Origin of the sequence: Methanobacterium sp., from assembly GCF_038562635.1 — an archaeon.
GTDB lineage: Archaea > Methanobacteriota > Methanobacteria > Methanobacteriales > Methanobacteriaceae > Methanobacterium_D.
Genome location: NZ_JBCFBO010000001.1, coordinates 1,890,740 through 1,903,648, shown reverse-complemented (window position 1 = coordinate 1,903,648; position 12,909 = coordinate 1,890,740). Strand labels below are relative to the sequence as shown.

Sequence of the window (12,909 nt, the reverse complement as noted above, 5' to 3'; positions counted from 1 at the left end):
GATATTATAATTTAACATAAAGCATGAAGTGTGCACATGAGTGTTAGATATACATAAAAATATAATTATTTATTGGTAAATAAATGGCTAACTCTTTAAAGCCAAATATAACTATTTATAGATTTATTGAACTTATTGACGTGATATAATTGATTTGTATAGGAATAGAAGGAACTGCAGAAAAGACAGGGGTTGGGATCGTTGACAGCAACGGTGGGATCTTAGCATCATGTGGAAATCCCCTAATTCCAGAAAGTGGGGGTATTCATCCACGTGAAGCTGCAGAACATCATGCTGCCGCAATTGTTCCTTTAATAAAAGACGCTCTTAAAGAATCAAAACTAAATATAGAGGATATAGACTTAGTTGCTTTTTCTCGGGGCCCAGGACTTGGACCCGGACTTAGAACCACCGCAACTGCTGCAAGATCTCTTGCACTTTCGCTGAATGTCCCCATAGTTGGAGTAAACCACTGTATAGGTCATGTTGAAATTGGAAAACTCACAACTGGAGCAGAAGATCCGGTTTCGCTCTATGTAAGTGGAGGAAATACTCAGGTAATCGCTTTTGAGTCTGAAAGATACAGAGTATTTGGAGAAACCCTGGATATAGCTATAGGAAATTGCCTCGACCAGTTTGCAAGGGATGTTGGCCTTGGACACCCTGGAGGACCAGAGGTTGAAAAACTGGCAGGTAAAGCAGAAGAATACATTAAACTTCCCTATGCTGTTAAAGGAATGGATCTTTCATTTTCAGGACTTTTAACTGCCGCTTTAAGGAAATACGAAGGTGGAGCACCTTTAAGTGATGTATGTTACAGTCTACAGGAAACTGCTTTTTCAATGCTTGTTGAAGTAACAGAGCGAGCTTTAGCTCATACTAAAAAACGAGAAGTCTTGCTGTGTGGAGGGGTTGCTGCAAACAGCAGGCTGCGCGAAATGGTAAGTATAATGGCCGAAGAACATTTTGCAGAGTTTTATATGCCGCCTATGAAGTACTGTGGAGATAATGGAGCTATGATTGCCTGGATGGGGCAGTTGATGTATAAATACGGGTTAACTCAGCAGATAGAGGATACAACTGTGATCCAAAAGTACAGGACAGACCAGGTTGACGTTCCCTGGATGCATAAATCAGGAAAACATCTGGTTTTACCGGGGAAAATTGCAGAAAAAGGGGCAGAAGCAAACATTTACACATGTAAATGGCTGAATCACGAAGCATTTGTTAAACAGAGAATCCCAAAAAGTTACAGAATTCCTGAAATTGACCGCAGGCTGCGGAAAAAGAGGACAAAGAAAGAAGCAAAACTTTTAGGCGAAGCCAAAATGTGCGAAGTCAAAACCCCGCTCATATATGACATAAATAGGAAAGAACATGCCCTCGTTTTAGAAAAAATCGAAGGAAAACTAATTAAAGATGTTTTTGAAGATGCTTCCCTGGATGAAATAAAAGTGATTTCAAGGAAAATAGGTGAAAATATAGCAAAGCTGCACAACTGCGGCATAATTCACGGGGACCTTACAACTTCAAATTTAATTCTAGAAGATGACAGCGTAGTTTTCATAGACTTTGGACTTGGAAAAAATTCAGACTTAGTTGAGGATAAAGGTGTTGACCTCCTGGTATTTAAAAAAGCAATCGGTGGCATCCACTACAAAATTGCAGATTTATGCTTTACAGAAATCTTGAAAGGATATGAAACTGCCGATGATTATAGAGAGATAGCTGAAAAAATTGATGAAATTGAGGGAAGAAGAAGGTACACTGTAAATAATACAGGGCAAGATTAATTACTACCTTCTCAGCTACAGTCAGATAAGGAATACAACCATGAAAACAGCGAAATCTGAACCGGAAATGTTCTACAAACTTTCCTGCTACACACAAACTCATCCAGATCCTTCATTTATCCACCAGTATGCAGTTAACGCCTTTGCAGCTCAGTATGCAGATGAAAATACAAAACCAATCACCATCACATTCGCCCTTATTGGCCTTTATCTGCATATAGAAAAAGACTTTTCAGGAAGAGAAGTGCAAATAGCACATGTTAAACTGGCAAAACATAGAAAAGAATGGCCAAAATTTGATTTACCCGTGCAAAGAGGGTATGTTACAGTTTATGATGTCCTTGAAGCTCCAAGAGGCCATGAAAGGGGTGAAATGATCCAAAGATGGTGTATTTCAGTTTGGGATGCCTACCGTGACAGCCATAAAAAAGTTGCTGATCTGGTGCAGACTGAACTGTATGATAGACAGAAAAAACGGAAAAATTTACGCTACAATCCAGAATAACAATTCATTCAATTACCATTCCAGCAAGTTTTAACAGAATTTAAATAATTTTATATTGATTTGTTAAATTTAATTATAGATTCAAAGAAATAGAAAACATTCACAGGATCGATTTTCAGGCGGAATGGTAAAAAATGGTCAAAGTCATAAACTTTATAACTGGTAACAAACACAAAGTTAAAGAAGCCAAAGGAATTTTTGAAAAATTTGGCATAGAGCTTGAACATACAGATTTAGGCTACCCTGAAGTGCAGGGAGAGCTGGTCGATGTAGCCAAATTTGGCGCAGAGTATGCTGCAAGCAAACTAGAAGGACCTGCAATAGTAGAAGATGCTGGTCTTCTTATTAAAGCCTTAAACTGGTTTCCAGGGACTTATTCGTCCTACGTGCAGGAAACACTTGGTAATAAAGGCATTTTAAAGCTCATGAATGATGTTGAAGACAGGTACGCCGAATTCAGGTCGGTTATTGGCTACTGCACACCCAAAGCCGAGCCCGAGGTTTTTTTAGGCGCTGTTCCAGGACATATTGCATACGAAGAGCGGGGCAATCATGGATTTGCTTACGATCCGCTTTTTATTCCAGAAGGATATGATAAGACCTTTGGAGAGCTTACAACAGATGAAAAAAATGAATTTTCTCACAGGAGAAGGTCACTTGAGAAATTTGCATCATGGTTAAATAAGCATGCTGCAGAGGACTGACTATTTGAAAATTCAATTAAGCTAATTAATTAAGAGGTTGAGGAAAATCAAAGCTTTCAAAACCTTAGGTTTTGATGCCCCAAAATCGAAGATTTTGAGGGATTTTCCGAACCTTTCGAAATCTGTCAAAATCAAAGATTTTGACGCCACAAAAATCTTCGATTTTTATAGGCTCCGATTTCGAATGCCCGAACACTGTCAAAATTCTTTGAATTTTGACGCAGCAAAAACTTCGTTTTTGCATGCTTCGTGTTCGAGGCACAAAAATAAAAAATTTTTGAGGTGATTTTAATGGCAATTAAGCCTGAATGGGTTGAATACTCAACCGAAGAAATAGAAGAGTTAATTTTAAAACTCACAAAAGAAGGAAACTCCACAAGTAAAATCGGAATTATATTAAGAGACCAGTACGGAATCCCAGATGTTAAACTCATAACCGGCCAGAAAATAACCAAAATTCTGGAAAAACATGACCAGGGACTTGAATACCCTGAAGATCTCATGAACCTCATAAGAAGAGCTGTAAACATAAGGGAACACCTTGAAGAAAATCCAAAAGACCTCCACACAAGGAGAGGTTTAAGGATTATCGAATCTAAAATAAGAAGATTAGTCAGATACTACACAAACGAAGGTGTACTCCCTGAAGGATGGAGATATGACCCAAGAAGCGCAGCATTACTTGTTAAATAGAGCTGAAGAAGCCTGCTCCATTTTAAAGGAGCATATTAAAAAGGATCATGTTGTGAGAGTAATCTCACACAATGATTCTGATGGATTGTCCGCTGCAGGAGTAATGTGTAACGCAATTTCCAAACAAGGCGGTAAATTCCACGTCACAATAGTTCCAAGACTCAAAGAAGAGTTCGTAAGAAAATTAAGGAACGAAAGGTACAAATTATTCGTTTTCTGTGATATGGGTAGTGCATACCCTGATCTTATAAGTAAATTAAAAGCGGATTCCATAATTGCCGACCATCATCAGGTGTTAGGTGATCAAGACAAGGAATATGAAAATTTAATTCATGTAAATCCTCATCTCTTTGGAATGGACGGAACAAGAGACGTAAGTGCTTCAGGAGTTTCTTATTTAACCGTCCGTGGAATGGACAATGTAGAGCTTACAGGACTTGCATTAGTCGGTGCTTACGGAGATATGCAGTGCAGTGAAGAGATCATAGGCGTCAACAAGATGATGCTTGATGAAGGTCTTAATGCAGGTGTAATCGAAGAACATGAAGACCTTAAAATAACCTATAAAAAGGAAGAACCACTTTATAAAGCGCTTTCATATACTTTTAACCCTGCTTTAAAGGGTATTTCTGGAGATCCTGAAGGAACTAAAGCATTCCTGGAAGATAGAGGATTATCTTATGGGATTAAGTTCGATGATTTAGCAGAGGAAGAAAAGGACCTGTTAAAAGAAGAACTCATCAAGATAACCCCTAAAATATTTGACAAAGTTTACAGCATACCACGTGAAACTCCCGCTTTACGAAATATCGAAGATTATTCAAGGATCCTAGATGCCTGCGGTAAAAATAAAAAATACGGTGTCGGACTGAGCATTTGCATTGGGGAAAGAGAGAATGCTCTTGAAGAAGGCATAACATTTGCTAAAAAATACAGAGACGGTCTGGTTAAAGGCATAGACTGGATTAAAAAAGAGGGATCAGTTCAATTAGATAATATCCAATATATTTACACTGAAGACAAAGCCAGGAAAAGTTTAATGGGTACAATATCGAGTATTGGACTTGAACTTGAAATTTTAAACCCAAATAAGCCAGTGATTGCCATATCAAAGATGGACAATATCATAAAAATATCTGGAAGGACCAGCATGGACCTCATTAAAAAAGGCGTGAACCTGGGTTATGCCCTTGGTGAAGCTGCTAAAAGTTTCAATGGAGCTGGTGGAGGCCATAATATCGCTGCAGGTGCAGTGGTGCCTTTTAAAGATATGGATAATTTCACTGATATCGTTGATGAGATAGTTGGGACTCAGATCCGTCAATGAATTTTTTTTTATTTTAAATCCAGTTCTAACTTAAATTCCCATTTCTATTTTTATTAATTTGTTTTAATACAGCCCAGTGATTTATTTCAAGTAGTTTCAACATTTTATCCATTAAAACTCATTATCAAGCAGTTTTATCAATAAAACATGCAAAATAAAATAAATTACTATTTTTGATCGGGTTAAGTAAATATAAATTAAATTAAAATGAATATAAAAATAAATTCAAAATAAATCTTGAAGATATTAAATATAAAAAATACACCAATTTAGCTTCAACTGGAAGCTAATAAATTAAAAATTTTAGTGATTTTTATGTACCTTACACCCCAAGAAGAAAAAATGCTCGAAGGCGAATACGGGTCTTCAGTTCAAAAAAGTATGGAAATATTAGTCGCCTTAGGTGATATATACAACGCTGAAAAACTGGTGAATATAACATCAGCACAGATATCCGGAGTTTCATATAAAACAATTGGAGATGCCGGTTTAGAATTTTTAGAGGACATGGCTCAGGATGCAGAAGTCATAGTTCCATCAACCTTAAACCCTGCTGGTGTTGACCTCGATAGAAGAGACCTTGGATTTAGTGATGAATTTACAAAATGGCAGTTAAAGATAATTGAAGCCTACAGGAAGATGGATATAACCACCACATGTACATGTACTCCTTATCTTGTCGGGAACGTTCCCATGACCGGAGATCACATCGCATGGTCCGAATCATCTGCTGTAGCATATGTAAACTCAGTAATCGGTGCTAAAACAAACAGAGAAGGAGGGCCTGGAGCACTTTCGGCTGCAATCTGTGGAAAAACCCCAGAATATGGTTACCATCTCGACGAAGAAAGGAAAGCTAATTTAATTGTTGAACTTGATACTGAAATTAAGGGAACAGATTACGGTGCTATTGGTTACATTATTGGGAAAGCTGTGGGTGACGGAGTACCTTATTTTAAATTTAAAAACACCTCAAAAAGAGATAATTTGAAAAGTTTAGGTGCTGCACTTGCATCATCAGGCGCCGTTGCACTTTACCATGTTGAAAACTTAACTCCAGAATACAAGTTTGCACTTGAAGGGTTGAAAACCAGCGATCTGGAAAAAATCAGCATTGGCAGACAAGAAATCAACGAAGCAAAAGAAAAACTTTCAACAAGCAGTAAAAAACCAGATTTAATATGCTTAGGCTGTCCACATGCATCCATCGAAGAAATTAAGACTATTGCAGAGAAAGTGACTGGAAAACAGCTTCAAAACGAATTATGGGTTTGCACCTCAATTTCAGTAAAGGCCGCGGCCGACAGGATGGGTTACACTGACATGATTGAAAAAGCCGGCGGAAAAATGGTCTGTGATACATGCATGGTAGTTGCGCCAATTGAAGAGCTTGGTTTTGATGTTATTGGAGTTGATTCCGCTAAAGCAGCGAATTACGTGCCCAGTATGTGCGGCTTAGATGTTGTTTTCGATGAATTAGAGAACATGATTGTCGAAAAATAGATAATGAGGTATTTACCGATTTTCAAAATTTAATTTAAAAAATAAACAATATTGTTTTCAATGATCTTCAAAATCTTCTAGATTTTGAGATTGAAAGAAACTTTCGAAAATCGCAGATTTCCTCAACGTTAAATCTAAGCTGACAAATCTTCGATTTGTCGCGTAAAAAATCGTAGATTTTTTAAGATTTAACAGTTTTCGAGGGTTTTGAAAATATAATTGTTGAAAATAGACAAAATTACACCTATTTCTCTATTTTACGCTTTTTAATTTTTTTCATCTAACTTAATGTTTTTTTTAGGATTTAAACATTTTCTTATTTTTATTAAAGCTCATATTACCAGTTAAAGTTCTTATTTTTCAGTTGACACTATATGATCCTTTACATCCCCATTAATCCACTGGAAACCCATTTTTAATTCCATGTACATGTAAGTCATCACCAGGGCAAAATAAGGAACAAGTATGATACTTACCAAAAGCCCTAAAATCTGAGTTGCAAATGGACCGGCTACAACAGTTAAAGGAATCGAAATAATCCCCAGTATAAAACCTATTCCCATCGAGATAACTGTATTAATGAGTGCAACCAGAAATACAGTTAATTTATTATTCCAGAATATATCGTAGCTGTCTTTAATTGAGCCTATAACTGATTTTTGGCCTACAACTATTGACTGGTTAAATACAAAGAATATCAGTGAAATTAAAATAAACCCAATGAAGAGTATTATGGATCCGATTAAAACCACTGAAATTCCACTTAGTATCATATTATTAAAAAGCAAATAAAATCCTAAAATTATAGGTATAGCTATTATAGCTGTTAAAATCGTTTTTATAATTGAAACCACGAATATTTTAGGGAAAAATTTTATCCCATCTTTCCATGCAGTATCAAGACTTGCAGAACCGTCCATTATTATTTGTTTAGCCATTCCAACTGTAGCAGCAGTTCTAAATGCATTTATAATAAATATCAGTATTTCGATGATTAGTAGAATCAGGCCAGCTGTAAGCAGTGTATTTGAATTAATTTGAGAGAATATAGATGGTGTGAAATTTCCTATAATACTTAAATTTGGCGATAAAGTTGCCATTACCCCAAAAAAGGCCACAATAAGTAATAATACAGTTAATATTGAAGCTACTATTGAAGGTACAGTTATTTTCCAATTTCTTCTAAAACTTTCAATCGATTTTGAATAATAATCCCCTATATCCATAAAATTCCCCCCGAGTAAATTAGATAATGTAACAGCACTTTGAATTAATTATATCTTATTTAATTATGAATTAATTTCCATATAAAAAAGCTTTCTCTTTTTAACTATTAAAAGGATATAATAGCTTAATTATATATTTAAATTGGTTAAGATCCTAATTTCAGGATTTAAATGGATTAAGTTAATATTTCAATCTCATATACTCAATTTAAAATTGAACTTTTTATATGATCATGCCCAATATAAAAACCATGCAAAAGTGGATAGAACACCCCCTAATCAAGGATCAAAAAATAGAATCACGGCTTTATCAACAACTTTTAGCTGCAGACGTGCTTAAAAAAGGAAACACAATGATAGTAGCACCTACAGCGCTTGGAAAGACAATAGTAGCAGTTTTAGTTGGAGCAGAGCGGATCAAAAATTTCAAGGGCTCAAAAGTTCTTATTCTCGCACCAAGCAAGCCCCTTGTTGTCCAGCACGAGGAAAGCTTCAGGGAATTTTTAAATATTCCAGCAACATCTTTAACTGGTGATGTAAAGCCAGAAGAGAGAATTAAAAGATGGAACGATCATCAAGTCATATGTGCAACCCCCCAAACTATAGAATCGGACTTGATATCGTCCAGATATTCCATGGAAAACGTTTCACTGGTCGTATTTGATGAATGCCACAGGGGAGTTGGATCTTATTCTTACGTTTATTTAGCAGGTAAATACCTGCAGCAAAGCAAACATCCATTGGTGCTTGGACTTACAGCTTCTCCAGGGTCAGTTGAAGATAAAATTAATGAAGTATGCGAAAATCTCTTTATAAATGAGGTGATCATTAAAAGCGAAGAAGATCCTGACGTTGCACCTTACTTTAACCCAGTTGAAGTCAAATGGATAAAGACGGAGCTTACAGAAGAGCTCAAAGAAATAAAAAAATATATTGACACCACCTTAAAGGCAAGACTGAATACGCTTAAGAAAATGGGCGTTATAAAGTCAGTGAATATGGGTAAAAAGGATGTTTTAATAGCTAAAGGGGCTGCCCAGAAAAGAATTGCACAGAGTTCTAATCCACCTAAAAAATGTTATTATGCAGTTTCAGTGCTAACTGCAGTTATAAATGCAATGCATGCTGTTGAACTCCTGGAGACCCAGGGAATAAGCACACTTGACAAGTATTTCGACCGCCTAAAAAAGAAAAGAACAAAGGCTGCTAAAGGCCTTCTCATGGATGAAGATTTTTCAAATGCAATTCGCCTCACCAAGAAAGCACATGAAAATGGAATTGAACACCCGAAACTTCAATTACTGGCAGATATTCTAAAAAAAGAGCTTAATAATAAAGACTCTAAAATAATTGTTTTCACACAGTTTAGAGATACAGTAGATCGAATATATGAAAAATGTGGGGAAGAAGGAATTAATGCGGTAAAATTCTTTGGCCAGGCTTCAAAAGAAGGTGAAAAGGGATTAACCCAGAAAAAACAGAAAGAAGTAATCAAAGCTTTTAAAATGGGTGTTTATGATGTTTTAATATCCACAAGTGTTGCCGAGGAAGGTATCGATATACCTGCAGTGGACCTTGTAATTCTCTATGAACCAGTTCCATCAGAAATAAGAATGATACAACGTCGTGGGAGAACTGGAAGGAAAAATAAAGGTAAAATGTACATTTTAATTACTAAAGGTACTAGAGATGAGGCTTATTACTGGACAAGTATTAATAAAGAGAACCGGATGAAAAAACAGCTTTCTAAGAGAGTTAAACGAAATATAGCACCGAATGAAATTGTAAAAATGATTCCCCGAGTAGAAGAAACAGATGGAGAAAAGGTTATAAAACCTCTAATATACGCGGATTCAAGGGAAGGTAATTCCAGAGTTTTACGCGAACTTGATAAATTAGAAGCAGTTATTGAAGTAAAAGCTCTCCCTGTAGCAGATTATCAAGTTAGTGGTGAAGTTGGAATCGAACGAAAAACTGCAAAAGACTTTGTAGGCTCAATTATTGACAAAAGGCTGTATAAACAAGCAAAAGAGCTGGTGGAAAACTTCAGAAAGCCTGTAATTATACTGGAAGGAGATGATCTGTATTCTTCCCTCCTTAATCCAAATGCAATAAGAGGAGCTCTATCATCTATAGCTGTTGATTTTGGTATTCCAATAATTCCAACAAGATCTGAAGAAGACACTGCAGCAATGATTTTAAGAATCGCTATAAGAGAACAGATACAGGACAAATCACCTGTACAGGTCAGAACCGAGAAAAAACCACTTACATTATACGAACAGCAGCTGTACATTGTAGAGTCACTGCCAAATATTGGTCCAGTTACTGCTAAAAAACTGCTCAATGAATTCGGTTCTGTGAAAAATATCATTAATGCATCACAGGGAGAACTTAAATCAGTGGAAGGAATTGGAGATAAAATAGCCAAAAGCATAGTTGATGTGGTGAGTTCAGGTTTTAGAAAAATCAGTGAAAATAAAACTAAAAAGCTCATAGAAGTTGATGAATCAGAAAAATAAGCCTTACAAAATAATATAAATAGAGATACAAAATAAATATTATCTAAAAGATCAAAAATACGCTGGAATACCCTTATAAAGTAGACAAACTGAAAAATAGGGGTTATTTAAGGTTACCTTAAATAGATACATGATCAAATAGTGCTATTTACTTTATTTTAAATATACAAAATAGGGATAATCAAATATCAAGCAATTAATTATCAACTTAAATTAAATTCAAAATACATATTATTAAACATGAGGAGTGAAAATATTGCGCATTTTAATGGATGAAAGGGGTAAGAAATACATTGCCCGGGATGAAGAATTTCACACTAACTTTGGTTTTATAACAAAAGAGGATATGGAAAATGGTAAACCTGGAGATATCCTTAAAACTCATTTAGGTCATGAATTTAAAGTTTTAAAGGCAAATATCAATGACTACATTGATTTAATGGAAAGAAAATGTTCAATAATCCTACCTAAAGATATAGGAATTATAACAGCATTTACAGGTATGGGTTCTGGCGACAGGGTAATTGATGCCGGGACTGGAGCCGGAGCAACTGCGCTGCATTTCGGAAATATCGTGGGAAAAGAAGGTGAAGTGAACTCGTACGAGATCCGTGAAGACTTTACAGAAATTGCAAAGCGTAACGTGGAGAATTTTGGCCTTGAAAACGTGCATATTAAATGCAAAGATATCAGTGAAGGAATCGAAGAAAAAGATGTTGACGTAATATTTTTGGATTTGCCAAGGCCGTGGGATGTTGTAGAACATGCCAAAGAGGCTCTTAAAACTGGAGGTTATATTGCGACTTATGCTCCTTACATTGAACAGGTCCAGATACTTCATAAAGTGCTTAAAAAATTCGGTTTTTCAGATCTAAATACTGTTGAATGTAATTTACGCGAAATTGAAGTAAAAGCTAAGGGAACTAGGCCTAAAACAAGAGCTGTGGGCCATACTGGTTACCTGACATTTGCAAGGAATTTGTAGTATAACACAGTGAATGACCAATATTTAGTAAGATAATTTGTTTATGTGATTTAACCTCCAAAAATCAGAGATTTTTGTGCTCCGAAATTCTACGAATTTCGAGAGTTCCGTAACCGTGAAAATTCATAGCTGACAAACACAAGTATTTGTCGCGTCAAAAACTTTCAGTTTTTGACAGCTTTCAAAAATGCAAAGCATGCAAAAATCGTAGATTTTTGCTGTGTCAAATCAGAGCTTACAAATCTTAAAAAATCGTAGATTTTTTATGCGTAAAACATGCACAGCATGTTTTACAGCTTCAATTTATGCTGTCGAAAACAATGTTTTTCGACGCCCCGAAAATCTTTGATTTTCGAGGGCTCCAAAACCTATGGTTTTGAGAGATTTGACAACATTTTTGATGTTTGCGAAACTATGTTTCGCAACCGGAAAAAATTAGAAATTTTTTCCATGCCCCAAAAAATCCCTCGAAATTCGTAGAATTTCGGGGCATGTGAAAATTGAAAATTTTCACGGTTGAAAATCTACGATTTTCAAACATCAAAAACCAGCGGTTTTTGAAGGCTTTGATTTTTTGAGGGAATTTTCATATGTCATTTACTATAAACTTAAAATATGATTAGAATCTAAAGAAAATAAGAATATTTTAATTAGATTCTCAAATTAATCAATAAACTTAAAATCACTACGAATAATCTTAAAAGTTCAGTTATGGTGTGTTTATGGCTTTCAATCAAAAAGATATTATTTCAATAAGGGATTTTGACAGAAAAGATATAGAATATATCCTGAAACTAGCCGAAGAAATGGAACCTATCGCTAGATCAGAGAAAAAATCAGATGCGCTGTCTGGAAAACTGCTGGGAATGCTTTTTTATGAACCATCAACAAGGACAAGGCTTTCATTCGAAGCTGCAATGAAACGTTTAGGCGGCAGCACAATTGGTTTTGCAGAAGCCGGGACAAGTTCTGCAACAAAGGGTGAAAATTTAACAGATACCGTGCGGATAGTAGGGGAATATTCTGATGCACTTGTTATAAGGCATAATATGGAAGGAACTGCCCGTTTTGTCGCGAATATAGTTGATGTTCCTGTAATAAATGCTGGAGACGGTGCTGGTCAGCACCCAACTCAAACAATGCTTGATCTTTATACTATGAAACGAATCCTTGGAAGAATTGATGACTTACGTATTGCACTTGTGGGAGACCTTAAATATGGAAGGACTGTACATTCCCTGGCATATGCACTTGCAAAGTTCGATGTTGATGTGAGCTTCGTATCACCAAAAGAACTTAAAATGCCCCGCGAAATTCTCCATGACCTAAGTAAAAGTGGAGTTGATGTGTATGAAACTAAAAATATCCATGATGTATTGGATAAAACAGATGTTCTTTACGTGACAAGGATCCAGAAGGAAAGATTCCCTGATCCTGCAGAATATTTAAAAATCAAAGGGGCTTATACAATTACTTCCAAGCTTTTAGAGGGAAGTGATGCCATTGTAATGCATCCACTGCCTAGAATCGATGAAATATCGCATGATGTTGATAATACTCCACAGGGCAGATACTTTGAACAGGCTTTCTATGGAGTACCTGTTAGAATGGCCCTGTTAAAATCAGTAATTAAATAAAGTCAGTTAATTAT

10 protein-coding genes are annotated in these 12,909 nt (G+C 35.9%); 9 read left to right on the top strand and 1 reads right to left on the bottom strand.

Going from position 1 to position 12,909, the window contains the following annotated elements:
* Positions 1–149: 149 nt before the first annotated feature.
* From AAGU07_RS09110 to AAGU07_RS09085, 6 genes are all read left to right on the top strand, one after another.
* Positions 150–1,793 (top strand): bifunctional N(6)-L-threonylcarbamoyladenine synthase/serine/threonine protein kinase, encoded by a 1,644-nt coding sequence (locus AAGU07_RS09110; RefSeq protein WP_342458790.1) that lies wholly within the window; start codon positions 150–152, stop codon positions 1,791–1,793.
* A gap of 40 nt (positions 1,794–1,833) precedes the next feature.
* Entirely contained in the window at positions 1,834–2,298 is a 465-nt protein-coding gene (locus tag AAGU07_RS09105) for a DUF5946 family protein (RefSeq protein WP_342458789.1), read from the top strand.
* Positions 2,299–2,432: 134 nt separating this feature from the next.
* Entirely contained in the window at positions 2,433–3,002 is a 570-nt protein-coding gene (locus tag AAGU07_RS09100) for an XTP/dITP diphosphatase (protein ID WP_342458788.1), read from the top strand.
* A 291-nt stretch (positions 3,003–3,293) separates the two neighbouring features.
* The gene (locus tag AAGU07_RS09095) at positions 3,294–3,695 is read left to right on the top strand and encodes a 30S ribosomal protein S15 (protein WP_342458787.1); all 402 of its coding nucleotides are present in this window, start codon (positions 3,294–3,296) and stop codon (positions 3,693–3,695) included.
* Positions 3,661–5,022 carry a DHH family phosphoesterase gene (locus tag AAGU07_RS09090; RefSeq protein ID WP_342458786.1) on the top strand — a complete coding sequence of 454 codons (1,362 nt, stop codon included), beginning with the start codon at positions 3,661–3,663 and terminating at the stop codon, positions 5,020–5,022. Before AAGU07_RS09095 ends, AAGU07_RS09090 begins: the two co-directional genes overlap by 35 nt.
* Before the next feature lie 315 nt (positions 5,023–5,337).
* On the top strand, positions 5,338–6,525 hold the full coding sequence (locus AAGU07_RS09085; protein WP_342458785.1) for an aconitase X catalytic domain-containing protein: 1,188 nt from the start codon (positions 5,338–5,340) through the stop codon (positions 6,523–6,525).
* Between the two features lie 353 nt (positions 6,526–6,878).
* Here the strand turns inward: AAGU07_RS09085 and AAGU07_RS09080 are convergent, their stop codons facing one another.
* Positions 6,879–7,751, bottom strand: a complete 873-nt coding sequence (locus AAGU07_RS09080; RefSeq protein WP_342458784.1) for a hypothetical protein — start codon at positions 7,749–7,751, stop codon at positions 6,879–6,881.
* Positions 7,752–8,002: 251 nt separating this feature from the next.
* Between AAGU07_RS09080 and AAGU07_RS09075 the strand changes: the two genes are divergently transcribed.
* The 3 genes from AAGU07_RS09075 (at position 8,003) to pyrB (ending at position 12,895) form a co-directional block, all read left to right on the top strand.
* Positions 8,003–10,273, top strand: a complete 2,271-nt coding sequence (locus AAGU07_RS09075; protein ID WP_342459365.1) for a DEAD/DEAH box helicase — start codon at positions 8,003–8,005, stop codon at positions 10,271–10,273.
* 256 nt (positions 10,274–10,529) lie between these two features.
* A complete protein-coding gene (locus AAGU07_RS09070; RefSeq protein ID WP_342458783.1) occupies positions 10,530–11,258 on the top strand; it encodes a tRNA (adenine-N1)-methyltransferase in 729 nt (242 codons plus the stop codon).
* Positions 11,259–11,980: 722 nt separating this feature from the next.
* Positions 11,981–12,895 carry an aspartate carbamoyltransferase gene (pyrB, locus tag AAGU07_RS09065; RefSeq protein ID WP_342458782.1) on the top strand — a complete coding sequence of 305 codons (915 nt, stop codon included), beginning with the start codon at positions 11,981–11,983 and terminating at the stop codon, positions 12,893–12,895.
* Positions 12,896–12,909 lie beyond the last annotated feature (14 nt).

Bases quoted from the DNA above. Each gene is read 5' to 3' on its own strand.
- AAGU07_RS09080 (WP_342458784.1), bottom strand. From the start codon at position 7,751: ATGGATATAGGGGATTATTATTCAAAATCGATTGAAAGTTTTAGAAGA.
- AAGU07_RS09085 (WP_342458785.1), top strand. From the start codon at position 5,338: ATGTACCTTACACCCCAAGAAGAAAAAATGCTCGAAGGCGAATACGGG.
- AAGU07_RS09095 (WP_342458787.1), top strand. From the start codon at position 3,294: ATGGCAATTAAGCCTGAATGGGTTGAATACTCAACCGAAGAAATAGAA.
- AAGU07_RS09100 (WP_342458788.1), top strand. From the start codon at position 2,433: ATGGTCAAAGTCATAAACTTTATAACTGGTAACAAACACAAAGTTAAA.
- AAGU07_RS09090 (WP_342458786.1), top strand. From the start codon at position 3,661: ATGACCCAAGAAGCGCAGCATTACTTGTTAAATAGAGCTGAAGAAGCC.
- AAGU07_RS09075 (WP_342459365.1), top strand. From the start codon at position 8,003: ATGCAAAAGTGGATAGAACACCCCCTAATCAAGGATCAAAAAATAGAA.
- pyrB (WP_342458782.1), top strand. From the start codon at position 11,981: ATGGCTTTCAATCAAAAAGATATTATTTCAATAAGGGATTTTGACAGA.
- AAGU07_RS09105 (WP_342458789.1), top strand. From the start codon at position 1,834: ATGAAAACAGCGAAATCTGAACCGGAAATGTTCTACAAACTTTCCTGC.